The sequence below is a fragment of the Marinomonas profundimaris genome, assembly GCF_000508165.1.
GTDB classification, from domain to species: Bacteria; Pseudomonadota; Gammaproteobacteria; order Pseudomonadales; family Marinomonadaceae; genus Marinomonas; species Marinomonas profundimaris.
The window spans coordinates 114,229-139,013 of sequence record NZ_AYOZ01000002.1 but is presented as its reverse complement, the minus strand read 5'-3'; the positions used below and the strand labels follow the sequence as shown (position 1 = coordinate 139,013).

Annotated in this window: 24 protein-coding genes, 3 tRNA genes and 1 other RNA gene; 13 read left to right on the top strand and 15 right to left on the bottom strand. The window is 44.0% G+C overall.

What is annotated here, in order from left to right; genetic code table 11:
- Positions 1-65: 65 nt before the first annotated feature.
- The 3 genes from D104_RS21940 to D104_RS21930 form a co-directional block, all read right to left on the bottom strand.
- Positions 66-141, bottom strand: a tRNA-Glu gene (locus tag D104_RS21940).
- 58 nt (positions 142-199) lie between these two features.
- A tRNA-Gly gene (locus tag D104_RS21935) sits at positions 200-274 on the bottom strand.
- 58 nt (positions 275-332) lie between these two features.
- Positions 333-408: transfer RNA gene (locus D104_RS21930), tRNA-Glu, on the bottom strand.
- A 131-nt stretch (positions 409-539) separates the two neighbouring features.
- Here D104_RS21930 and D104_RS21925 point away from each other — a divergent pair.
- From D104_RS21925 to htpX, 3 genes are all read left to right on the top strand, one after another.
- On the top strand, positions 540-1,109 hold the full coding sequence (locus D104_RS21925) for a YajG family lipoprotein (protein WP_024022797.1): 570 nt from the start codon (positions 540-542) through the stop codon (positions 1,107-1,109).
- 134 nt (positions 1,110-1,243) lie between these two features.
- Entirely contained in the window at positions 1,244-2,461 is a 1,218-nt protein-coding gene (locus tag D104_RS21920; RefSeq protein ID WP_084545988.1) for a pyridoxal phosphate-dependent aminotransferase, read from the top strand.
- 67 nt (positions 2,462-2,528) lie between these two features.
- Entirely contained in the window at positions 2,529-3,407 is an 879-nt protein-coding gene (gene htpX / locus D104_RS21915) for a protease HtpX (RefSeq protein WP_024022795.1), read from the top strand.
- Positions 3,408-3,516: 109 nt separating this feature from the next.
- Here the strand turns inward: htpX and D104_RS21910 are convergent, their stop codons facing one another.
- The 4 genes from D104_RS21910 to gcvT all read right to left on the bottom strand — a co-directional run bounded on the left by D104_RS21910 (position 3,517) and on the right by gcvT (position 7,217).
- Positions 3,517-4,239 carry a flagellar brake protein gene (locus D104_RS21910; protein WP_024022794.1) on the bottom strand — a complete coding sequence of 241 codons (723 nt, stop codon included), beginning with the start codon at positions 4,237-4,239 and terminating at the stop codon, positions 3,517-3,519.
- A gap of 19 nt (positions 4,240-4,258) precedes the next feature.
- A complete protein-coding gene (locus D104_RS21905; RefSeq protein WP_024022793.1) occupies positions 4,259-5,398 on the bottom strand; it encodes a 4-phosphoerythronate dehydrogenase in 1,140 nt (379 codons plus the stop codon).
- The gene (locus D104_RS21900; RefSeq protein WP_024022792.1) at positions 5,379-5,918 is read right to left on the bottom strand and encodes an elongation factor P hydroxylase; all 540 of its coding nucleotides are present in this window, start codon (positions 5,916-5,918) and stop codon (positions 5,379-5,381) included. The genes D104_RS21905 and D104_RS21900 overlap by 20 nt, the downstream gene beginning before the upstream one ends.
- 198 nt (positions 5,919-6,116) lie before the next feature.
- Positions 6,117-7,217, bottom strand: coding sequence for a glycine cleavage system aminomethyltransferase GcvT (gcvT, locus tag D104_RS21895; protein WP_024022791.1), 1,101 nt, complete (start codon positions 7,215-7,217; stop codon positions 6,117-6,119).
- A 371-nt stretch (positions 7,218-7,588) separates the two neighbouring features.
- Between gcvT and glyA the strand changes: the two genes are divergently transcribed.
- From glyA to gcvP, 3 genes are all read left to right on the top strand, one after another.
- Positions 7,589-8,866, top strand: coding sequence for a serine hydroxymethyltransferase (glyA, locus tag D104_RS21890; protein WP_024022790.1), 1,278 nt, complete (start codon positions 7,589-7,591; stop codon positions 8,864-8,866).
- A gap of 56 nt (positions 8,867-8,922) precedes the next feature.
- Entirely contained in the window at positions 8,923-9,306 is a 384-nt protein-coding gene (gcvH, locus tag D104_RS21885) for a glycine cleavage system protein GcvH (RefSeq protein WP_024022789.1), read from the top strand.
- A gap of 75 nt (positions 9,307-9,381) precedes the next feature.
- Complete coding sequence (gene gcvP, locus D104_RS21880; RefSeq protein WP_024022788.1) at positions 9,382-12,246, top strand: aminomethyl-transferring glycine dehydrogenase; 2,865 nt, start codon at positions 9,382-9,384, stop codon at positions 12,244-12,246.
- A 334-nt stretch (positions 12,247-12,580) separates the two neighbouring features.
- Here gcvP and umuC read toward each other — a convergent pair whose 3' ends face one another.
- From umuC to D104_RS21860, 4 genes are all read right to left on the bottom strand, one after another.
- The gene (umuC, locus tag D104_RS21875) at positions 12,581-13,852 is read right to left on the bottom strand and encodes a translesion error-prone DNA polymerase V subunit UmuC (RefSeq protein ID WP_024022787.1); all 1,272 of its coding nucleotides are present in this window, start codon (positions 13,850-13,852) and stop codon (positions 12,581-12,583) included.
- A complete protein-coding gene (gene umuD / locus D104_RS21870) occupies positions 13,852-14,298 on the bottom strand; it encodes a translesion error-prone DNA polymerase V autoproteolytic subunit (RefSeq protein WP_024022786.1) in 447 nt (148 codons plus the stop codon). Before umuD ends, umuC begins: the two co-directional genes overlap by 1 nt.
- Positions 14,299-14,498: 200 nt before the next feature.
- Positions 14,499-14,900, bottom strand: coding sequence for a hypothetical protein (locus D104_RS21865; RefSeq protein WP_024022785.1), 402 nt, complete (start codon positions 14,898-14,900; stop codon positions 14,499-14,501).
- A gap of 136 nt (positions 14,901-15,036) precedes the next feature.
- The gene (locus tag D104_RS21860) at positions 15,037-15,606 is read right to left on the bottom strand and encodes a KilA-N domain-containing protein (RefSeq protein WP_024022784.1); all 570 of its coding nucleotides are present in this window, start codon (positions 15,604-15,606) and stop codon (positions 15,037-15,039) included.
- A 370-nt stretch (positions 15,607-15,976) separates the two neighbouring features.
- On the opposite strand from D104_RS21860, the gene D104_RS21855 reads away from it, so the two are divergent.
- Positions 15,977-17,236, top strand: a complete 1,260-nt coding sequence (locus tag D104_RS21855) for an AAA family ATPase (protein WP_024022783.1) — start codon at positions 15,977-15,979, stop codon at positions 17,234-17,236.
- 2 nt (positions 17,237-17,238) lie between these two features.
- Complete coding sequence (locus tag D104_RS21850) at positions 17,239-17,913, top strand: hypothetical protein (RefSeq protein WP_024022782.1); 675 nt, start codon at positions 17,239-17,241, stop codon at positions 17,911-17,913.
- Between the two features lie 1,110 nt (positions 17,914-19,023).
- On the opposite strand, the gene D104_RS0118630 is transcribed toward D104_RS21850, so the two are convergent.
- The 3 genes from D104_RS0118630 to D104_RS37120 all read right to left on the bottom strand — a co-directional run bounded on the left by D104_RS0118630 (position 19,024) and on the right by D104_RS37120 (position 19,938).
- The gene (locus D104_RS0118630; protein WP_031214448.1) at positions 19,024-19,263 is read right to left on the bottom strand and encodes a site-specific integrase; all 240 of its coding nucleotides are present in this window, start codon (positions 19,261-19,263) and stop codon (positions 19,024-19,026) included.
- Between the two features lie 80 nt (positions 19,264-19,343).
- Positions 19,344-19,667: a hypothetical protein gene (locus D104_RS21845; RefSeq protein ID WP_024022778.1), complete on the bottom strand. Its 324-nt coding sequence runs from the start codon at positions 19,665-19,667 to the stop codon at positions 19,344-19,346.
- An 85-nt stretch (positions 19,668-19,752) separates the two neighbouring features.
- Positions 19,753-19,938 (bottom strand): Cro/CI family transcriptional regulator, encoded by a 186-nt coding sequence (locus tag D104_RS37120; RefSeq protein ID WP_084545987.1) that lies wholly within the window; start codon positions 19,936-19,938, stop codon positions 19,753-19,755.
- Between the two features lie 86 nt (positions 19,939-20,024).
- Between D104_RS37120 and D104_RS21840 the strand changes: the two genes are divergently transcribed.
- Together D104_RS21840 and csrA are read left to right on the top strand one after the other, a co-directional pair.
- The gene (locus D104_RS21840) at positions 20,025-20,672 is read left to right on the top strand and encodes a helix-turn-helix domain-containing protein (RefSeq protein ID WP_024022777.1); all 648 of its coding nucleotides are present in this window, start codon (positions 20,025-20,027) and stop codon (positions 20,670-20,672) included.
- 154 nt (positions 20,673-20,826) lie between these two features.
- On the top strand, positions 20,827-21,024 hold the full coding sequence (gene csrA / locus D104_RS21835; RefSeq protein ID WP_024022776.1) for a carbon storage regulator CsrA: 198 nt from the start codon (positions 20,827-20,829) through the stop codon (positions 21,022-21,024).
- A 131-nt stretch (positions 21,025-21,155) separates the two neighbouring features.
- On the opposite strand, the gene ffs is transcribed toward csrA, so the two are convergent.
- Positions 21,156-21,252, bottom strand: an RNA gene (gene ffs, locus D104_RS37115) — signal recognition particle sRNA small type.
- Between the two features lie 209 nt (positions 21,253-21,461).
- Here ffs and D104_RS21830 point away from each other — a divergent pair.
- From D104_RS21830 to D104_RS21820, 3 genes are all read left to right on the top strand, one after another.
- A complete protein-coding gene (locus tag D104_RS21830; protein WP_024022775.1) occupies positions 21,462-22,343 on the top strand; it encodes a 6-carboxytetrahydropterin synthase in 882 nt (293 codons plus the stop codon).
- Positions 22,340-22,744 (top strand): phosphoribosyl-AMP cyclohydrolase, encoded by a 405-nt coding sequence (hisI, locus tag D104_RS21825; RefSeq protein ID WP_024022774.1) that lies wholly within the window; start codon positions 22,340-22,342, stop codon positions 22,742-22,744. Before D104_RS21830 ends, hisI begins: the two co-directional genes overlap by 4 nt.
- Positions 22,745-23,057: 313 nt before the next feature.
- Complete coding sequence (locus tag D104_RS21820) at positions 23,058-24,725, top strand: methyl-accepting chemotaxis protein (RefSeq protein ID WP_024022773.1); 1,668 nt, start codon at positions 23,058-23,060, stop codon at positions 24,723-24,725.
- The last annotated feature ends 60 nt before the right edge of the window (positions 24,726-24,785 follow it).

Genomic DNA, 24,785 nt, shown 5'->3' with positions numbered 1-24,785 from the left:
TACCTAACCGCTCTACTCTATTCAAGCGATTCATAAACCTCATCTAAATGAAGCCGCATAAATAGTGGCGTCCCATAGGGGGTTCGAACCCCTGTTACCGCCGTGAAAGGGCGGAGGCCTTGGCCTCTAGACGAATGGGACTCGATTCAGTTTTGACATAACTGTAAACAAATCACCCTGCTATCGCTAACAACGATGATGGAGCGGGAAACGAGGCTCGAACTCGCGACCCCAACCTTGGCAAGGTTGTGCTCTACCACTGAGCTATTCCCGCAAAACACTTCTCATCCAACAATTTATATGTAGACTATACAACCAACCGTATGAAAGGATGGCGTCCCATAGGGGGTTCGAACCCCTGTTACCGCCGTGAAAGGGCGGTGTCCTAGACCTCTAGACGAATGGGACAGCGTTATAATCTTGCTGTGTGAGCGGGTGCGTATATTACTGTTACCAATCTGAAAATCAACAGTTTTTTTCATTAATTAAAGTAACTTAGAAAAAAAGTCGCTTTATAAATCAATTGAATCGGAGCTTTTATGCTAAACAAACAACTCTTTTTAACCTTGTCACTTTCAACACTTTTATTGGCTGGGTGCTCTACAACGCATTATATAAGCATCACACCAGAAGTTGATGTAAAAAGCGCAAGCCTGACCAACGACAGAGTTATCAACGTTACCACCAGCTCAAAGCTCACCAACGCCGTTGGTTCAATTAAAACAGGCATCAATGAGCGAGCAGACATTTTTACAACGAATGACATTAAGCAGAGCGTGAAAGAAAGTGTATTGAGTGGTTTGCGTGAGTTAGGCTTTACACCAGAACAAGGCGTAATGCCTGCAGCAGAGCTACAGATCGAAATCACAAAAATGAGCTACACCACAGAAGTAGAAACATTAAAAACTATTGCCACACTGGAATTCGAACTCAAAACCACGCTCGCGGCAAAAGGCCAAACCTATAAAGCAAACTACGGTTCTCAGAAAGTAAGAGAATACGGCACCATGCCTTATCAGCAAGCCATTCAAGACGACATGAATAACCTAGCAAGCCAAACCGTTAATCGCTTACTAAATGACCCAAACATCATAGTGCTACTTAAATAAGCATCAAGCATATGAAACGACCTTCTTTGTGAAGGTCGTTTTATTTACAGGAAGCACTTATTGCTTCCAATGACGACACACTTCCCTTTAACAAACAACTTAACCAACAACTTAACCAACACAAGGATAGCGTGGTGAAAATTCGCAAATCAAACAAACTCGCCAACATCTGTTATGAAATCCGCGGCCCCGTTCTAAAGGAAGCCATGCGAATGGAAGAAGAGGGCCATCGCATTCTAAAGCTCAACATCGGGAACCCTGCCCCATTTGGCTTTGAAGCACCAGATGAGATCCTTGTCGACGTTATTCGCAACTTACCCACCTCTCAAGGCTACTGCGAATCCAAAGGGCTTTTTTCGGCTCGTAAAGCCGTCATGCAAAAATACCAAGCAATGGGGATTAAATCTGCCGATGTAAACCACGTTTGGATGGGGAATGGCGTCAGTGAACTGATCGTCATGGCCATGCAAGGCCTCCTCAATGATGGCGATGAAATTCTGATCCCTGCACCGGATTACCCATTATGGACCGCGGCCGCTACTTTATCTGGCGGCTATGTTAAACACTACTTATGTGATGAAGGTTCTGGCTGGCAGCCTTACATTAATGACATTCGCTCGAAAATTTCGAACAAAACAAAAGCCATTGTCATCATCAACCCAAACAACCCTACTGGCGCCGTATATGAAAAAGGCATTCTGGACGCAATCATAGATCTTGCCGAAGAGCATAACCTTCTGATTTTTTCCGATGAAATATACGACAAAATTCTCTACGATGACGCCAAACACATTCCCACCGCAACGCTAACGGAAGGTCGCTTGCCTTGCATTACTTTTGGTGGATTATCAAAAGTCTATCGAACGGCAGGCTTCCGCTCAGGCTGGATGGTCATTACCGGTGACAGGTCCGGCATACAGGACTACATAGAAGGTTTAGACATACTCAGCTCAATGCGACTCTGCGCTAATGTACCAGCACAACACGCCGTACAAACCGCCCTAGGAGGATATCAAAGCATTAATGAGTTAATCATTCCTGGAGGACGCTTTTATGAACAGCGAAAGGTGGCGTGGGAGGCTCTTGATTCCATGCCCGGTGTTCATTGCCACAAACCAGAGGGAGCGCTGTATCTTTTCCCTAGACTCGACCAGAGCATGTACAACATAAAAAACGACATGGATCTTGTCTTGAAATTTCTACAAGAAGAAAAAGTACTTATTGTCCAAGGTACGGGGTTCAATTGGCCCACACCGGATCACGTACGATTTGTATTCCTTCCGCACACTGAAGAGCTAACACCTGCCATGGAACGATTTGCCGCTTTTCTGAGTAGATTAAGAAAGCGCTAATTTCTCTCTTGAATTAATCCAATAAAACCCTACTATGCTCCATAACAGTTTCCTAAGGAGCATAGTAATGCGCATCATCCTGTTTATATTGACAAACCTTGCTGTCATGGTGGTAGCCGGTCTTGTCTTAAGCCTTTTAGGCGTTAATGGTTACATGACCAGTAATGGCCTTAACTTTACCTCTCTACTCATATTTTGCGGGGTATTTGGCTTTACTGGCAGTATCATTTCACTACTATTGTCTAAATTCATGGCGAAGCGCGGCTCTGGTGCCGTTGTCATTGAGCAGCCACGAAACCACAAGGAAGTTTGGTTAATTAATACCGTGCAAGAGTTATCACAAAAAGCTGGCATCAAAATGCCCGAAGTGGCTATATTTCCAGCTCATGATGCGAATGCATTTGCCACGGGATGGAACAGAAACGCGGCACTCGTTGCCGTTTCAAGCGGAATGCTAGACAGGTTTACTCCTGATGAAATAAAAGCCGTATTAGGCCACGAGATCGGTCATGTCGCGAATGGCGATATGATCACACTGTCACTAATCCAAGGCGTGGTTAATACTTTTGTAATGTTTTTCGCTCGGATCGCCGCTTACGCTGTTGATCAGTTTTTGCGGAAAAATGACAACGAAGGCTCTGTCGGTTGGGGTTATTACATTGCGACCTTTGTTTTCGAAATCATCTTCGGAATTTTGGCATCCATGATTGTCATGTGGTTCTCTCGCTTTCGTGAGTTCAGAGCCGATGAAGCCGGCGCGAGACTGGCCGGCAAAAGCGCGATGATCGCAGCACTTGCCCGACTACAGCAAGAGCACGAAGAAAGCCACATGCCTGACTCCATGCTTGCTTTTGGTATTCGTCGCGGTAAAGTTCCAACAATGGGAGAGCTCTTTTCTAGCCACCCACCGATTGAAGACAGAATAAAAGCACTTCAAGCTCTTTAACTACCACGCTCATCGCACAAAAAAAACGTCAGCCTAAGCTGACGTTTTTTTATTCATTTTTTAGCACCAAGCACCAAGCACCAAGCACCAAGCACCAAGCACAAAAAAATTATTTGATTTTATTTCTCTGCGTTTCAAGAATAAACGCCATAAGCGGTATCCCCGCCTCTTTAACAACATCCACGAAACGGATGCCATACACGTAAAAATATTCAACTCCCATTCGCGTCAAGAAATCGTTGTCGACTAAACTGGCCTGGACCTGCTCAATCATTTGGATTTCTTGCGATCGAATCTCACAATCTAATTTCAGAATATGCGTATAAGGGCCAATTTTGATATTACACACCAATTTCATTGTCTGATTAACAGAGCCAAAATCTTCCTTCGAAATGAGCTTCGCTCCACCAAGACTCAAATCAATCACAATACATGAAGAAGCAGCGCCAATGGTTGTAGCAGCCGCAGTCGGTTCAACATTTGAGATCAAACGCGTTTCAACTCGTACAGCCTGGCGAACCTCTGACGTTTCCACATAACTTGGATAAGCGATATGTAGGTGAGCCGCAGGTTCCAAATAACTTTTCGCCACTTTACTCGAGAAAGCACAAACATGCGTACTCAACATAAGCCGAATATTCACCACCTGACTGTCTCTGACTAAAATATTTTTGCCTTTTAATTTAGGGCTAGACAAAATCAGTGACTTCCCTGGAATACTCCCAAGTACTTTCACCATAAATCGCCCCGGAGGGGAAATAAATTCCAACTGTACATTCGTCCCTATTGGTACCTCAAGATCTCCTAGATCAACCTGCATTACTCCAGCCATGCACTTACCTTAATATTTATTATGTATTTACCGAAAAACCAGTAGCCCGTAAAATTTTACACATAGCGCTATTATCGGCGTTGATCAAACAAGTATTTAGCTCATCCCTTTCAACATAATGCTTCCGCAGCCAGTCAAAAACGTTATGTTCTTTATTCTCTCGATACTTAAAACGTAAACGCGCGTCATCTCTCGCGACATCATAGAGCGCATGAATGCTACGAGCCAAGACTTCTTCCAGCACACCACCAGCACACACAGAGACATTAGAAAGCCATCCTGCACTAATAGCGTCCTTTCTAGCAAGCGCAGAAGCACCCAAATTCAAATCACGACACAATGCTTGATACACCATCCACGTGCCTTTCTCACGACCCTGCTTGCTATAACCCGCAATATGCGGCGTGGCAATATCGACAATCGAAACCAAATCTTGATTAATGTTTGGCTCACCATCCCACACATCCACCACCAAATGCATGTCACCTTTAAGCTGACGATAACGCGCCATTAAGGCCTTTTCATCAATGACACCGCCTCGTCCTGCCGAAATAATCGCAACACCCGCAGACAATTGCTTCAACTCTTCCACACCAAGCATTCCGCGCGTTGGGAATTCGCCTGACTGTGTCAAAGGAGCATGCAGGGAAATGACATCACAACCTAACACCTCGTCTAAAGAGGCGAAGTTTACCGTATTATCAACCCCTTCCTTTAACGGGTCGTAAACACAGACTTGGCAACCCATCTGTGCAAAACGTTCATAAACGGTTTTACCTACATTACCAAATCCGATAACGCCAATTTTTTTGCTTGCCCAGCGCACACCCTTGGTCAAATAGAGATAACTTAAACCACTAAACACATAGTCCGCCACCGCCTCCGCATTACACCCAGGCGCACTACTGAAAGCGACATTCTGTTCAGCAAGGTAGTTCATATCAATATGATCGACACCAATAGTGGCGCTTCCAACAAAACGAACTTTACTGCCCGCTATAAGCTCACGAGTAACTTTGGTAACGGAGCGAACCAACAGCACATCGGCGTCTTTTATTTGCTCATGCGTCAATGTTCGACCATTAACCAACTCAACCGTGCCCAAATGCGAAAACAAGGCTTTCGCATTTGGCATATTCTCATCTGCAATAATCTTCATACTGTTGCTTTAAAAACTCGTCAAAAATCAAATCAGGGCGACGCTGCGCCAATAAATACATGGAAAAAACCTTGGCGCGCTCAGGCAAACCAGAAGAAATATACTCGCCAACTTGCAGCATAACGGCTTGTTCGAAATGCATCGCGTCATAATCTGGAAAAGAGAGATTATCAACACTCACACGAAATGGTAAATCGGCCGCCCAATGCAAAATACACTCAACCGCCTGTGGTTTTACTTCTACTCGCTCAAACGCCTGCTGAGTTTGTAAATCACGAGTATCAGATTCATACCAATAGCCATAATCCTCTTGCAGACGCCTATTTTGTCCAGCGATACACCAATGGCTGACTTCATGCAGCGCACTAGACGGATAATCAAGACGAAAAAAGACAGTGGCCGGCATGTTCTTTTGTTCTGGCAAGTAAAGCGGCTCTTCTGCCCCACCCACTAAGCGAGTATTAAAACCTGAAAAAAAACAAGCACTAAAGGCCTCCACAAGTTGCGTAGCACTTTCCAACTGAAGACTCCAAATGTAAAGAATTATCACATAAGAAACAAAAATGCGCCATGCAAAGTGATTGACTCCGCATAGCGCATTGTATTTTTGCTAGCGAACTACCAATCCGCAGCCACTAAGAGTGATTCGCTTCAATGATAATCCGCGATAATTTTACTGAAGATAACGTTACCTAGGACAACCTTACCCCCGACAACTCTAGCCTCGGTAGTAGCGCGAAGGCACAAATGGCATCGCAGTTTGCTTAAGAGGAATACTCTTCGCTCTCACACTAGCAAACAACGGCTCAGCGGCATCAAGCGACGTCGTCGAAACATACGCCATAACAATAGGTTGCGCTAACGTTGGCGAGAAACCTCCACTGGTCACTTTACCCTGCACAACACCGTCCGCATTAACGATCTCAACACCTTCACGAACTGGTGCCCGACCATCAACCAAGAAACCAACACGCTTTTTGGCAGGCTTATTTGTAAATTGAGGAAGAATAACATCCGCACCGGGGAAACCTCCCGCGCGCTCACCATCCAAACGGCGTATTTTTTGGATTGCCCAGTTAATTGACGCTTCCACTGGTGTCGTATTGGTATCAATATCATGCCCATACAAGCACAAGCCTGCCTCAAGGCGCAAAGAGTCACGTGCCCCAAGACCAATCCACTCCACTTCGTCATAAGCCAGCAACGCAGAAGCAAAAGCACCCGCCTGATCATTCGGCACAGACACTTCGTAACCATCTTCCCCCGTATAACCAGAACAACTCACCCAGATTTCTGTGCCATTCCAATCAAACTTAAGACTCTGCATAAACGTCATCGTTGCGGCATCAGGAATCATACGAGCAAACACATCTCGTGCTTTTGGACCTTGTATCGCCAACAATGCACGATCTTCAATCACCTCAACATCGCAACCCACTAACGACGCCTTCAAATATGCAATATCCTGCTCTTTGCAAGCTGCGTTAACCACCATAAAGATATCTTCACCCCAATTAGCAAACATCAAATCATCCGTGATGCCGCCTTTAGGCGTCGTAAACATGCCATAACGCTGCATATCAACTGGTAAGTCCAGCACATCAACAGGCAAAATCGACTCAAGAGACGCTTTGACATTCGCCCCCTTTAAAATTACCTGCCCCATGTGAGAAACATCAAACAAACCCGCATTTTCACGAACCCATAAATGCTCTTTCATCACACCCAAAGGGTATTGAACTGGCATTTCATAACCAGCAAATTCAACCATTCGAGCGCCGGAATCAAGATGTAGACTGTATAAAGCAGTGCGTTCCATAGGAAATACCTTAATTAAAGTGTTTAGATTTTGTTTCCAATTGGAAACAGGGTATCTAAAATCGACAGGATTTGACAAGTAGCAAATACAACTTATTAGACAAAAAGTAGAAGCCAGGCCAACAAATTCAAAGGAAATAGTTGAACAATCGGTCAATTAATCGCGAATTATAAAGTTTTAAATTCATTCGCCATTTATGTTTCCAATTGGAAACTTTTTTATTATGATACATTTCAAATGACGTAATCCGATCAATGATTGACGCTCTTGGAAAGATGATCTTTTTTCATCATCTTAGACTGCCTTAGTGTTATTATACGCAAGACTCATTGTCTTTTGGGCATACATGTTTATTTAAGAGGAATTTCCCCATGGCCAACACCGAAGCCTTTTTCAGCCAAACGTTAGCTGAACGAGATCCAGAGATTTTCGCAACGATTGTTGAAGAAGAAGAGCGCCAAGAAACTGGCATCGAATTGATCGCTTCTGAGAACATCACGTCTAAAGCGGTTTTAGAAGCTCAAGGTTCTGTGCTTACCAACAAATACGCGGAAGGCTACCCAAACCGTCGATACTACGGCGGCTGTGAAGCAGTTGACGTTACAGAGCAATTGGCTATTGATCGCGCTAAGCAATTATTCAACTGTGAATTCGCTAACGTACAACCTCACTCTGGCGCCCAAGCAAATGGCGCAGTGATGCTTGCACTACTTCAACCTGGCGACACGATTCTTGGTATGTCTTTGGACGCAGGCGGTCACTTAACTCACGGTGCGCCACCAGCACAATCAGGCAAATGGTTTAACGCCGTTCAATACCAAGTGAATCCTGACACGCTATTGATCGATTACGACGCAATCGAAGCGCAAGCGATCGAATGCAAACCTAAAATGATCATCGCGGGTGGTTCCGCCATTCCTCGTGTTATCGATTTCAAACGTTTCCGTGAAATCGCTGACAAAGTAGGCGCTTACCTATTCGTCGACATGGCTCACATTGCGGGCTTGGTTGCGACTGGCGCTCACCCGTCTCCGCTACCACATGCGCATGTTGTGACAACCACAACACATAAAACACTGCGCGGACCACGTGGCGGCATGATTCTTTCCAATGATCTTGATCTTGGTAAAAAAATCAACTCTGCGGTTTTCCCAGGCTACCAAGGCGGCCCACTAATGCACGTTATTGCTGGTAAAGCAGTGGCATTCGGTGAAGCCCTTAAACCTGAGTTCAAAGTCTACATCGACCAAGTGGTTGCTAACGCTAAAGCATTGGCTGCTGTCATGATCGAACGTGGTTGCGATATCGTAACTGGCGGAACAGACAACCACCTAATGCTGGTTGACCTTCGCCCTAAAGGTTTGAAAGGCAACATTGTTGATAAAGCACTAGAACGTGCCGGCATCACATGCAACAAAAACGGCATTCCTTTCGACACTGAAAAACCAATGATCACGTCTGGTATACGTATCGGTACACCTGCCGCAACGTCTCGTGGTTTTGGCATCGAAGAGTTTGAAAAAGTAGGCCACCTTATCAGTGACGTACTTGACGGTTTAGTATCCATGCCTGAAGGCAACCCAGAAGTAGAAGCTCGCGTACTTGCAGAAGTAAAAGAGCTTTGCAAACGCTTCCCACTTTACCGCTAAAATCACATACCCAAGGACGAACCTCCTTGGGTATTTTTTTAAAGAGGCATAATAAAATGAGCACTATCCCAGAAAATTTAAAATACGCGGATTCACATGAATGGGTATTGGACAATGGAGACGGCACCGTTACTGTTGGTATTACGGATCATGCGCAAGATCTACTAGGCGACGTGGTTTATGTTGAATTACCTGAAGTAGGCGCAGAAGTAACGGCAACGGAACAATTCTCTCTAGTAGAATCAGTTAAAGCCGCGTCTGACATTTACGCTCCCGTTAATGGCGAAGTGATTGCCGTCAACGAAGCGCTAAACGATGCCCCAGAGCTAATCAACGAAGTTCCTTTCGAAGGCGCTTGGATTGCAAAAATCAAGCTTAGCGACGCCGCTGACCTTGATAAACTACTTGATGCTGCAGGCTATTCAGCCACTATCGAATAGTCTCTAAATGGCTCTCCTTTTCCTTTAATAAAGAGAGCCCATTCTCCCGATTTTATCTTAATAGGTGATTGAACCATGACTTCGTGCATTCGCGATTTGTTAAACAATGATGAGTTTATTGCTCGCCATATTGGCCCTGACGCATCAGAGCAAGCCAAGATGCTAGCAACAATCGGCATAAACAACCTTCCAGAACTGATTGAAAAAACCGTTCCTGAAGCCATTCGTCAAGCAAATCTAGACATCTCAGCCGACCCTGTTAGCGAAAGCGAAGCGTTAGTGCAGTTGAAAGCCATCGCTAATCAAAACAAAGTCGCCCGCTCTTTTATCGGCATGGGTTATCACGACACACATGTTCCTTCCCCTATTTTACGTAATCTATTAGAAAACCCAGGCTGGTACACCGCGTACACCCCTTACCAACCTGAGATTTCACAAGGTCGTTTGGAAGCGCTATTGAATTTCCAACAAGTCATCATCGACCTAACCGGCATGGAAATTTCGAATGCGTCTTTGCTAGATGAAGCAACCGCCGCGGCCGAAGCCATGACACTAATGAAGCGCTCGAACCGCAAAAAAAGCGACGATCTTTTTGTTGCCAGCCATTGCTTGCCACAAACCATCGACGTCATTAAAACGCGCGCAGAATTATTAGACATAAACGTCATTGTTGATGACATCGCGAACTTTGCGAATCACGACGTGTTTGGGGCCGTTTTTCAATACCCAGGCATTGATGGCACTATCACCGATTTAACCCCCGTGATTGCACAAGCACACGAACAAGGCGCACTGGTCAGCATCGCCGTCGACCTTCTCTCTCTTGTGCTATTGAAATCGCCAGGTGACATGGGCGCAGACATTGTCTTTGGCTCTGCACAACGCTTTGGCGTACCAATGGGGTTCGGCGGACCACACGCGGCATTCCTAGCCACAAAAGACGCATTCAAGCGCTCTATGCCAGGCCGTGTTATTGGCGTGTCCAAAGACAGCCATGGCAAACCTGCACTGCGCATGGCAATGCAAACGCGCGAGCAACACATTCGCCGCGAAAAAGCCACATCGAACATTTGTACAGCGCAAGCATTACTGGCCATGATGGCGGGCTTTTATGCGGTTTACCACGGCCCAGATGGACTTAAGAAAATCGCTAACCGCGTTGCAGCGTTAACGGATTGCTTTGCTAAAGCCATTCAACAAAAAGGCTTCACCACCAACGCCAGTTACTTTGACACCGTGGTTGTAAACACCGGCGATCAAACCGACAGCATCATGGCAAAAGGCGCCGCGAAGCTAATGAACTTCTACAAAGCCTCTGACAGCCAAGTGTCCATCGCGTTGAACGAAACCATCACCCCGAGTGACCTGATTGAATTAGCGGAATGCTTTGGTGCGACACTGACTCACGAAGACATTATCGGCGCCAGCGCGACGCAAGGATTCGATGCATCGTTATTGCGTCAAGACGCCATCTTGACGCATCCTGTGTTCAACCGTCATCACAGCGAAACTGAATTGATGCGCTACATGCACCAATTAGAAGTGAAAGACATCGCACTGAACCAAAGCATGATCCCACTTGGCTCTTGCACAATGAAGCTAAACGCCGCTTCTGAAATGATTCCGGTCACCTGGGCAGAATTTGGTCGCATCCACCCGTTCGCACCGGATAATCAAGTGTCTGGCTACCATGCCTTGTTACAAGAGCTAATCGACATGCTTTCCAAAGCAACCGGCTACGACACCGTTTCATTGCAACCTAACTCGGGCGCTCAAGGTGAATACGCCGGACTGATAGCCATTGATAAATACCACAAATCTCGTGGTGATCATGAGCGCGATGTTTGCCTTATCCCAAGTTCTGCTCACGGTACCAACCCAGCTTCTGCTGCGCTTGCGGGCATGAAAGTAGTCATCGTTAAATGTGATAAAGACGGCAACATTGATTTAGTTGATCTTGCAGAAAAAGCAGAGAAACACGCCGCTCAACTTAGCTGCATCATGGCGACTTATCCATCGACTCACGGTGTATTTGAAGAGCACATTCGCGAAGTGTGTGACATCGTTCACAAGTTTGGCGGCCAAGTGTACATCGATGGTGCCAATCTAAACGCACTGGTTGGCGTTGCGCCTCCTGGCACGTTTGGTGGAGATGTTTCTCACCTTAACCTACACAAAACTTTCTGCATTCCACACGGCGGTGGCGGCCCAGGTATGGGACCAATTGGTGTTAAATCTCATCTTGCACCTTTCCTGCCTGGACACGCAGTCACACCTGTTTTAGGCATGGCCGATCAGCACGGCGCCGTATCAGCAGCACCATACGGCAGCGCGAGCATTCTTGTTATCACCTGGATGTACATCAAAATGATGGGCGACCAAGGCTTGCGTGACGCAACCTTCAACGCCATTTTGAACGCCAACTACATTGCTAAGCGCCTAGGCGAGCACTACCCAGTTTTGTATACCGGCAAAAACGGCACAGTGGCGCACGAATGTATTATTGATATTCGCCCACTAAAAGCAGAATCAGGCATCAGTGAAGAAGACATTGCAAAACGCTTAATGGATTTCGGTTTCCATGCGCCAACCATGTCATTCCCAGTTGCTGGCACACTGATGATCGAACCAACCGAATCTGAGAATCTTGATGAGCTAGATCGCTTCTGTGATTCCATGATCCAGATCCGCCAAGAGATCAGCAAAGTGCAAGCGGGCGAATGGCCACTAGAAGACAACCCATTGGTGAACGCACCACACACCGCGGATAGCCTTCTTGATATCGAATGGACTCACGCTTACTCGCGCAAAGAAGCGGCTTACCCACTTCCTTGGATTAAAGCGCGTAAATACTGGCCACCGGTTGGTCGTATCGACAACGTCTACGGCGATCGCAACCTATTCTGCGAATGCCCACCGATCGACAGCTACGAAGATTAAAAATCCTAGCCTGAAACAAAAAACGAGCCAAATGGCTCGTTTTTTATTACAAAACACCAATACTTTACGTTTAAGTGAAATGCACTCCACCCAAAAATAGCAACGGGTGAAGAAGCCTGCGGCTTATCTTGAATGCCAATTGCCGTATCTTCTAGAACATATCCCCCGCAACATCGCTAGCAATAAAAACACCAGTATAATTAGTGATACTCAGACCCATTCATATTACTAAAATTTTCGTTGCTTGCTTTATCGTTCATGAAACACCGCTCAATCAATCATTATCGTTTGATTTTTTTAACCAATAGTCCATCTCTACTTTCTACACGTTTAATCAAAAAACCTTTGGCAACTCATCCCACTTCGTCGTGTACGCTGGCGATAAGTATTCTCTTTTCATTGACCATTGTGGTGACACGCCTTGCGAGGCGAAGAAGACGTTGCCGAGGCCGCTGCGGTTGATTCGATCCACCACGCTCATCATGGCTTTTGAGTTGCGTTTTGTATTGTTTAATCGGAATAAGTCTTGTTGGAAGGCGCCATGTTCGTAGAAGTCCGCCAGCATTACGCCGCCTTTGGCGTAGCGAAAGCCAGCACGGTAAATGTGATGAAAGATGGCTTCGGTAACGTCTAATAAGTCTCGCGTGTCGTCGGTTGGGCTGGGCAGTTCCGCAGAAAGGGTTTTTGAGTACTGCGGTTCGTTCGGAATAAAAGGGCTGGTTCGAATAAACACACTAATCACTCGACAAAGGCGTTTTTCACCGCGTAGTTTCTCGGCCGCTCTGGTTGTGTATTTGGCGATGGCTTCCCGTAGTTCGCGTTTGTCTGTCACTTTATGACCAAATGACCGACTGCAAATAATTTGCTGCTTGGTTGGCCTAACCAATTCCAAATCCAAGCACGACACCCCATTCAATTCTCGAATGGTTCGCTCCAACACCACAGAAAACTCACTTCGAATCGATTTAGGGTCAGCATTGGCAAGATCCAACGCGGTATGAACTCCCCTCGCCTTTAGCTTTACTGTAGTGCGACGGCCAACGCCCCACACATCACTCACATCGACCAACGCCAGCAAGCGCTTTTGCCGATCGGGATCCATCAAATCCACCACCGCCCCCGTAGCAGGGTATTTCTTCGCGGCGTGGTTTGCTAACTTCGCCAGCGTCTTGGTTGGCGCAATGCCCACGCCCACCGTAATGCCTGTCCATTGATCCACCTTCGCTTTTACTCGTTTGCCAAATGCCAGCAAATCCACCACATGATTAACACCAGTTAAATCCATAAAGGCTTCATCGATGGAATACACTTCCACCCGTGGCGCCTCTTCTTCTAAGATGGTCATCACCCGATTCGACAGATCCGCATACAGCGCATAATTTGACGAAAAACACACAATACCGTGCTTTCTTATCTCGTCTTGAACCTGAAACATCGGCACGCCCATCTTAATACCCAGCGCCTTTACCTCTTTGGAACGCGCGACAATACAGCCATCGTTATTCGACAACACCACCACCGGCGTGTGTTTTAAATCTGGCCGAAACAACTTCTCGCAACTGGCGTAAAAATTATTGCAATCGACCAAAGCGAAGACGGTTTGCATTAATGGCGCTCGTACTTACGAACCACGCCCGTGACCACACCAAAAATTTCCAGCTCCGATTCCTCGGTAATTTGAATCGCTTTATACGCTTTGTTCTTCGGACGAAGCAACACGTTGGGTTTAAGCTCCAATGTCTTCACCGTCATTTCCCCATGAATACAGGCAATCACAATGTCGCCATGGCGCGCGGTCAACGAACGATCAACCACTAAGACATCGCCAGAGTGAATGCCCGCATCGATCATCGAATCCCCCTGAGCACGAACGTAAAATGTCGCCGTTGGGTGAGCGACACAGAACTCATTTAAGTCTAAGGATTTTTCAACAAAGTCTTGTGCAGGTGAAGGAAACCCCGCCGACACGGAATCCACATACAAAGGGATTCGCACACTATTGGCCGCAATAAACGCCGCCGACTCTGATACACCAAGATAAGTCACACGCATAACAAACACCAAAATACTGTATGGATATACAGTATAGTTTTAAGCAGCGTGAATGACCAAGTGAATTTTTGTAAGAGGCAGGATTTTCTGACCAGAAGTGAGACGGGATAACGACCTTCAGACATAAAAAAACCACCCGATGGTGGTTTTACTGTCACTACCTAACAATGAGTAGCGGCGTGTTTTTACAATTCAAACAACTAACTTTCTTCAATGAGTAAAGCCCGAGAAGCACTCCACCCAAAAATAGCAACAGGTGAAGAAGCCTGCGACTTATCTTGAATGCCAATTGCCGTTCCTTCTAATGTATCTACTGTCACGTTTGCACTTTGAGGAATGAGAACACCAGTATAATTAGTAATACTCAGACCCATTGCTGCATCTGAAGATGTACTATAAATCGACATAATGACAGGGTATTGGCCATCCGTATTTGCCTCTCCAGCATAAGCCGCACCCTGAATGTCAGGAAGCAAACTACCACCCATAGAAAGGGAAATCATTCCTTCACTTGATATTGTCATACCTAATTCTTTAGGCCCGCCATTTTTTTGCTCCAGAACCCAAGCACCCGCCAAACTCGCTATTATCGTATTCGCCATTTTATTGCTCCTTCAATGTCAGAAAAAATAGTCCATATAGAGGAATCATTACTGTCTAGCTAACACAGCTAAGGCCAAACAGCTTAAACCTCCAACTTCATTGTAGACTACATTTTTTAGGATGCGTAAATCCGATCTAACCTTCCCCGAAGTGGCGGCCTGTGGTGTTTTTGATGCGCTCTATGGTTTCATCAATCCATAGTGGATTAGTTTGAAGTTGATTGACGGCGATTTGGTATTTACGGATGGTTTCAACCATATTCATGATGTCGGCGGCGGGTACAACGACGATGCTTTCTTCTATTCCCAAGGATTGGGCAATGTCGTTAATGAGTTTGAGTTTTTCGTCGTCTTGGATGGGTGCGGGTAAGGTGTGTTGAACCGATTCAGGCTCTGGCGGTTGGGCTTGGTCGAAGGCGCGGATCACTTGCAGGTTGAACTTGGGGCTGATCCACATGGCGTAAGCGTAAACCAGTTCTTTGCAAACCCAAGTGCCTTGATTCCCCCCACCTCTTATGGCTTTTGCACCGATCCCCATTTCTGGGCAACGCTCAATTTCTTCTATTAATTCTTTCGTTTTTTCTATGCGAATAAAACGATTTGGTTCATGGCGCTTTTCACCGCCAGCCACTTTATGAAGATCATTAAGGGAATACAATCCGTCGAGTGTGCGGATGTCTTTTGAAGAAATAATTAAATGAGCCATCTATGGCCTCCTTTGGTATGGTTAAACCACCAGATGAGGTTGCAATCTCAATAAGGTGGTGGATCTAAATCAGGTTGCAACAACCGCCCAAAGGCACGGCCCAACCGAAGTTGGCCTGAAGCAGACCCACCATAACAGGCGAATCTCGGCCACAAAAAAACACGCGGTGCGTGTTTTAGGCCGCTTTGGTAAAACGGGGTTGCAATCCCGACACTGGATTTTGCCAGTGCAAGGAAATAGTAGATCAGGATACGCGAGAGGTCAACTTGCAAAAACTTATAGACATCAACAGTGTTAAAATAACGCTGAAATGGTAAGCTAAAACATATTTGAACAATGCAATTTTCAGCATAGGAAGAAAGGCATCTAAATGCTTGAAGAACTAACGATTAAAAATTACAAATCCATTAGCAAGCTTAGTTTTAAACTGGGCCGCGTGAATGTATTTATTGGCGAAAATGGTTGCGGAAAAAGTAATATTTTAGAAGCCATCGCGCTTGCTGGTGCTGCCGATGCAGATAAGCTAGACAGAGAATTCTTACTGCCTAGAGGAATTCGAGCAACTGACCCTGAAGATATGATTTCACTATTTAGTGAGCAAGAAAAAAAAGAGATTGAAATAAATGTTGTTATTGATGAAAACGACATAAATTTCAAATTGGCTAACAATAATAAATCATACCCAAACCTTGAGAGAGTTCTTGAAATCCTTCCAGAAATGCACCCCCATATTGATGAACTAAAGAACAACCAAGAAAAATATTCAAATATTGTAAGATTAATCAATAAAAAATTCGAAAAATTCGAAAATTTAGAAGAAATTAAAAAACTCAATAAAACAGCAAGAAAAAAATTAGAGGCTGTACTTGACGATGAATTAAAAGAAATAAAAACACACATTGAAGAGTTAAATAGTATCGAACACACCGATACATTTCTATATAAAAAAATAAACAAAACTTCAAGAAAACTATCAAATTTCTTAATATATTCACCAGAAAACTCTTCACTAAGATTATTTTATAAAGAAGGGCAAATTGAACCACTAGGAATTAATGGCGAAGGTCTTTTAAAATTATTAAAAGTCATTTCAAAAGATGAACCAGATTCTCTTGAGGAAATCAAAAGATGTTTAAACTTATTTGATTGGTATAAGGATTTCGATATTCCTTCAGAATTTAGTGAAGAAAAAAACACTCTCAACATTTTCGACAAATATATAAAAGAAAAGAATATTGATCAGAGAAATGCTAATGAAGGCTTTTTATTTGTTTTATTTTATATGGCACTTATTGTGTCTAAAGATACACCCAAAATATTTGCCATTGATAATATTGACGCATCTTTAAACCCCAAGCTTTGCACTAGATTAATAAAAGAAATATGCAACTTATCAAAGGAACACAACAAACAGCTTTTCTTAACAACACACAACCCAGCCATTCTTGATGGGCTAGACTTAAATGACCCTGAACAGAAGCTATTTGTTGTCTCTCGAAATAGACACGGACACACCAGAGTCAAAGAGGTCACAGTACAAGATAAACCTATTTCATCAACAGGTGAGCCACTGAGATTATCAGAGGCCATGTTACGAGGTTATTTAGGCGGTCTACCAAAAGGATTTTAAATATGAGAATTGGTATTGCTGCTGAAGGAATAACAGACCAAGCTGTTTTAGAAAATATATGTTGTGGCTACTTTGAAAATGAGGATCTAGACCAAGACTTGTACCCTGTACAACCAATGTTAGACGAAACAGATAAAAGCATGACTCGAGGTGGCTGGAAATATTTATTTTCTTATTTAAGATCAACTCGATTTAGAGATGATGTTAACAGTTATGACTACCTTATCATTCAAGTTGATACTGATGTAGCCTCTAGAGAAGAATTTGGAGTTCCAGCACTTCAAGGCAATCAAACTCAAACGCAAGCTTTCATCATAAATGAAGTCAGAAATAAATTAATAAATGAGATAGACAGTGGTCAACAAGGTTTCTATCAAAATAACGCTAATAAAATTATATTTTGTATTGCAGTACATGAAACTGAATGCTGGATTCATCCCCTTTATTGTGAAGAGCAGTTTTGTTTAATTGACGATTGCTTTGAAGTGTTAAAAGAATCAATAAAAGAAAAGGATGAACCACTATTTACTTGGACGTCTCTAAGTAAAAAAAGAGATAGATATTTAGATATTTCAGAACCTTTTCTAGATAAAGAAAAAATATTATCTGTAAAAGACTTACATTTAAGCTTTTCAGTCTTCCTAACCGAATTAGATAAAATTCAGATTTTAAAATAGACACAAAGCCGCACGAATGCGGCTTTCAACATCAGTACCAAAGCGATAGGACTTACTACCCCATCGAATGAATCAAGATAGTCAAGCTATCCACTAGCTCATTAAGGAGAACAAGCCCCTCAACGGTTTTCTCTAGAATCAATTGTAGCCTTGCCATATCAATTACTCTAAAAAGTTGATGGAGGCTTCGATGGCGTTAACAGGTTCTTGAGATCCCAACCGAATTGCGCTAGGATCTATTTTGTATCTGGTTGAGCCTGTCTCAGCTACTTACTCTATGCTCGCCAAAGGACAGAGTAAGCCGAAGCCGCTTTTTTAGTTCCGCTAAATAAGCGGTTTTTTTATGTCTGCTTCATATTAAACCTCCTTTATTTTTAGAAATTCTTTCATGCCACTAATCAATTATAGCCTATACATATAAAAACAATAAAACTCATTGTAAATTACTATAAACCCATCAATACACATTAGTAAGACGGATTACATTTTGTAATGTACTGCCAAGTAAAATACCGATTCAAACTTATATTCATGTAATGAACATTAGCGCTTTCAAAACAAAGAATCAAGGCCACAAAAAAAACATAAACCATTGATATACAAAGTTAATTTATCATTAAATTAACTTTTCATTGAGTTAGTTTATCCTTAAATTAATTTCCCATTAAGTTAATTGCTATTAAGTTAATTTGTCCTTAAATTAACTTAAGGACAATATTCATATCAATCAAACACTTAAAAACTTCGCTCTATCTAACATCTAAATACATTGTGAAATTTTTCTTTTGAAGAAATGAACACCCGACTTTCATAAAAGCTTTAAGCTACTTTCAAAAAAAAATGTAAAAAAATATTAAAAAAAATATTTGAGACTAATTTTTAAGATTATTCCCCCACTCCCCCAACGCTTTGCGCATCTGTTCTCTCGAATGGGTGTGCATATAGCGTTTGTCCAGTCCGTCTCGTTCGTGGTTGAGTAGCATTTCACCCTCTTTTGAATACTAGAAAGCCAGTCGATGCGCCCCTCTCATTGTCTTGCCAGCTGTCGCGGGCGAGTTTGCGTATATCGTAGCTGGTGAACTTGATGCCGACGTCGTCGCTGAGGCTTTGTCACCAACGCTCTATGGTGCGTGTGGTGATGGGCCAGCGGTGCTCGGTGCCGTTTTTGGTGTTCTCTGGCGGTAGGTACCATTCCGGTTGCGCGTGCGAAAAATGTTTCCATTCGGCAAGGCTGGTTTCGCCTTCTCGTGTGGCGTGGAGCAATTGCGTCATGAAGAAGACAAGGCGTTGCTTTGGTTGCTTGTTAATAGCGTCGAGTAACGCGGGTAAGTCGTGGGGTTTGAGTCGCACTTGGTCAAGCTGGCTGAGCAGGTGGTTGCCTATGTAACTGGACGCGGCTAACCCTAGATCCCACCATTTACGCTAGATATTTACCTACTGCTTTTGTTTAACTGAAAAAAGTTAAGCCTGTCCAACCTAAATTTTATATCTGTGTTTTTTCCTTGAAAGCAAAACCCACCAAGCCTTTCAAGGTTTTTTGCATTTTGATTCAGTAGAGCAATATCGTTCATTGCGGCATCAATAACAGCCTGAGTCTCCATGAGGTGCCGACACGTTGACGAATCTTGTAAACCACAATAATAAAAACAGCGAATCGCCGATGCGCATTCGTAACTTAAACTTGATAAGGCTTTTTCTACGAGTAAGAAGCTGGCGTCAGGTTTTCCAGTAAAATAACTTGATTGATTCTTCATCGTTCCCTCTCCTAAACTTCCCTTTTCTTACGCATGGCTCTCTTGAACAGTGCGACAATGAGTACACATGAAACGCGTCGCTTCACTACACTGATCTGATATACAGCCTCGCGTCGTATTTCAGTACACCATTGGTGAGCCTCTCAATTCGTAAGGCTTGTTTTTCTGGGATCACGTTTCCCCACTGTGAAATCGAGCTGGATGAAATACTCAATGTGCTGGCTAAGCACTGTTGAGTACCAAAATAGCGAATGACTTTTTCCTTGTGCATGACAATATCCTCCGAACCCTGAAGTTTGCTTTTATAAACCTTACAAGTAAATAAAAACAAACTCAATATAGTTTAGTATTCTTAACATGGATATTTCAGACCGAATCAGACAAAAAATGACGGAGCACAACTTAAAAGCCGTCGACTTAGCGAGAATGACTGGCGCGACCAAAGGGTCGGTAAGTCAGTGGCTCAATGGTATTTCGTCGCCTGGCGGAAAGTACATTGTTTCTCTTACCAAAGCGCTTCGCTGTGACGCCAATTGGTTATTTGGGGGAATTTCTTCCGATCAGACTAACGACCATTATTCTCATGTAAATTCAACTCAGACGGCCACCAAACTACTGCCCGTCATTAACGATGATTTAGCGAAAAAATGGAACGGCTACCATGATCATCCTAACTTAGAAAAAAACACTCAATGGGAACATGCCCCTTCTACAATAAGCGATAGCGCGTTTTGGATGGCGGCGGTAGGAGACAGCATGATCTCCCCTATTGGCCCTTGCATTGGTGAAGGTCATTTGATTTTAGTAGACCCTACTGCGGTCGCAGAAAATGGCCACTTGGTGGTGGCTCAATTGGATTCAACCGATGAGCTGACATTTAAGAAGTTCGTCATTGATGCAGGTCAAACCTACCTCAAACCACTAAACCCAAACTATCACGCCCTTGCGGTCTACGATAACTACCGAATCATTGGCGTTGTGAAAGAAGCTAAAATTTTACTCTAACACCTCTTTGCACCAATAAAAAAAGCCACAAAAAGTGGCTTTTTTTATGCCTGCGTCGTTAGGAAAATCCTATTGGGTATATTTTTATTGACTTTTACGAGTTTAAATATATAAACTTTCATTTTGATATCACCAATCAGGGACGGGGAAAAATATGCTCATTCTTACTCGACGGGTAAACGAAACCATCAATATCGACAACAATATTCAAGTTAAAATCATCAGCGTAAAAGGCGGACAAGTCCGTATCGGAGTGGCGGCACCCAAAGACGTTATTGTGCATAGGGAAGAAATTTATAAATTGATTGAGGATCAAAAGCGCCAAGTGGATCAAGAGTCGTATTGGCCGTAACCGTTTCTCTGCATGAAATGTCAATGAACAAACAGAAAATCACTCAAGTGAAGACGTAGAAGTTCTCAAAAATAAAAAAGATGTATAAGGGAATTTGTATTTTTTTGGGGGGATAGAGATTAAGGTGGCACCTCTACCAGCCGCACCTCGGCACACAAGTCCACCGTTGTGGCTGCTTCCTTCCGGATCTGACCAGGTTCACGGTTTATCGTTGCGAGGGGACCAGCAGAGACACCATAAAGGAGGCCTGTTGACCTTGGGGCGAAATTATACGCAGCCAAATTGAAATATCAACCGCCTTTTTTAAGTATTTTCAAATACTTAAAAATAATCGACGATTTGATTGCTCTACTGGTTTTACACTGACCTGCAACACTCTGTAACGACTTATCTATTTACGGTAAGATACGCGCCATTCTGTATTAAGGAGTAGCGCGTTGAAGCTATTTGTAAAAAACCTAACCCATGTGGATTTGTCCTACTTTGACGCACAACGCGGTTTATTGGGTGAAAGCTGGCAGACGGACATCGTGCTGGCCGGTAAGTTAAATGACGAAAGCATGATTTGCGATTTCAGCATTGTTAAAAAGCAGATCAAGAAGTGGCTAGATGAGCATATCGATCACATGTTGGCCATTCCGGCTGAATACGCGGGAACAACGCTCACACCTTTGGCAAATGATCGTGTGTCTTTTCAATTTGACCACAGTAAAGAAACACCGAATGACCATCGCCGTTTTCAATGCGATGCGCCGACTCAGGCAATCTGCGTGTTACCTATGAATGACATCACGCCTGATGCGGCAGCAAAGTGGGTGGAATCACAAATCCTCGATTTGCTTCCAGCTGAACTTGAAGCCGTCAGCGTGCGTTTCTTTCCAGAAAAAATCGACGGCGCGGAATACCAATACAGCCACGGCTTGAAAAAACACGCGGGCAATTGTCAGCGCATTGCACATGGTCATCGCTCGACCGTTGAAATATACGCCGATGGTGTTCGTAATGACGTCATGGAGCAAGACTGGGCAACACGCTGGAATGACATTTATCTCGGCACACAAGACGATTTAGACAAAATCATTGAAGAAAATGGCCGACAGTACCACGGCTTTCGTTACACCAGCCAACAAGGGTTATTTGAACTCGTGATCGACAGCAATCAGGTCTACATGTTGGATTGTGACACCACGGTCGAATCGCTCTCGGCTCACATTGCCGATGTATTAGCGGAAGAAAACCCAGGTGTTCACATCGAAGCTCATGGCTTTGAAGGCATTGGCAAAGGTGCGATTTCAGAAAAGATTAAGGCAAGAACATGAGCTTAAAAGAATACGAAAATATGGCGAAAGGCGACAAACTGTCTTTAGACACCGTGTTGGCGAATTTGAAAACCGACGAAAACGGATTGGTTGCCGCCATTGCACAACAGCACGATACGGGCGAAGTATTAATGTTGGCGTATATGAACGAGAAATCCATTCGTGAAACGCTAGAAACCGGTCACGTCTGTTATTGGTCACGCTCTCGCCAAACCTATTGGCGCAAAGGCGAAAGCTCTGGTCATCGTCAAACGCTGGTTTCCATGTCATTTGATTGTGATGGCGACGCCATTCTTATCAAAGTGGATCAAAAAGGCCCTGCCTGTCACACAAATCGACGGGATTGTTTCTTTTTTACAGTAGAAGGTAACGACGTCGTTATCAGTTCAGAACCGTCCTAATACAAATAACTTCAAAAACGCACAAAAAAGAAGCATTTTGCTAAAATACCACTATGCTTCTTTCTTCATTTCACGCTATCTTTAGAACCATCAGTTTTTATTGCACATTACGCATATGCATAAATCATTGAAATTGATCAATAAAAACTCAGTTACGTGGACATTCTCGAAAAAAACAATACTTTCTCAAGTTAACCTCTTCGTTTCGCAGTTTCTCTAAAGGAAACGCACCTAAAAAGAGAACACTCAGCTTGATTGGCATAAGTATTGCTGGAAAGAGATGATCAAATACCATTAATTCATTGGATTACGTATGTTAAATTTATCCGTACGAACGAAGATACTTTCACTCATAGCACTATTTTCATTGGTCATTGTTGGCATCAGTGTCAGTTCTGCCCTTTCCAGTAAATCTGTTTCATCAGAATTACAAAACCTGTCTTCTCAAAGCCTTCAGTTAATGAAGAACTTAGAAAAAAGCCGCCAATTGCTTCTTCAACAAACCGTTGAATTTGAGCGTGGTTTTTTCCAAGTATCGATTGCCAAATCCATGGGCGGTTATGGCACAGAGCAAATCGCAGAATCTGCAGAAAAATTCACCAACTTCACCGGTGAAATGATAGAAAGCATCGAGAATGTGAAAAGCATCCTTGCTTCCATGCCGGTACATGACGGTTTAAGCAGTCTTCTAGAGCAAATTTCTGCCCTAGAAGCAGAGCAAGCGGTTTTCCTTGAGGCCAGTACCGAAACGTACGGCTGGTGGGTAAAACTAAAAACCATGCAAGCGAACAAAGCGCGTCGTAAAGCCGACGAAAGCATGTTGGCGGTAAACACTCAAATGGAAGCCATCATTACGTCAATTGATGAATACAATACGAGCGTTGCCGAAGGCCAAAACCACAAATTAGATCAAACAATCTACGCGAGCGCTGGTTTAGCTGCTGCGTTAATTATTGCGGGAATCATCATCAGCATTGTCATCGTCAATGGCATTTGTGGTCCACTGATTAAAGCCGTACGACGTGCAGAAGAAATCGCGTCTGGCCAATTAGTTCAAGCAAAAACCACGAGCACACGCAAAGATGAGATCGGTTTGCTAGAAACCGCGATGGACAAGTTGGTGGTACAACTAAGCAGTATTCTTCACGATGTGGCAGAATCCAGCTCCATGCTGACCAATGCAGCAAACGACCTAAACCGCATTACCGACGAATCTTCCGACATGGTGGATCGTCAGCAAGAAGAAACCAACCTTATTTCTCAGGCGATTCAGGAAATACAAGCGACAGCGGTTCACGTTTCAGAGTCGACAACCGACGCAAGCCAAGCCGCTCATAATGCGGAAACAGCGGCGAACGAAGGCACGGCCATCGTGACGAAAACCATTATCAGCATTGAAGAGTTGGCCTCGGAAATTGCCAGCTCAGCAACGACGATCAATGAACTGCAATCCAACACCAAAGAGATCAGTAACATTCTGAACGTTATTTTGGGCATCGCAGAGCAAACTAACCTACTCGCTCTCAACGCGGCAATTGAAGCCGCACGCGCGGGCGAACAAGGTCGAGGCTTTGCCGTGGTGGCAGACGAAGTGCGTCATTTGGCTCAGAATACTCAAGACGCCACTCAGCAAATCGAGAAAATGATCACGCTTCTTCAAACTGGCGCAACGTCTGCTGTAAAAGCCATGACATCAAGCCATCAGCGCTCTACCGATGCGGTGACTCAGGTGAAGCACGAAGAAGAATCGCTGCAAAATATAAATACATCTGTGTCTAAGATTCGTGAAATGAATGACAGAATCTCAACCACCGCAGAAGAACAAGCGTCTGTTACCGCAGAAGTCAGCCGCAATGTGTCCAACATTACCGAGATTTCATCGAAAACAACGCAGTCCATTCACTCCATTAGCCAATCCGCAGAGAAGCTGGCATCACTGGCCACTCAATTATCCGCCAAGATCAGCTATTTCAATGTTTAAAGTGCTAGTGAAACTAGCGTGTTGAGTTAAGATAAAAAGGGAAGTTAATCACTTCCCTTT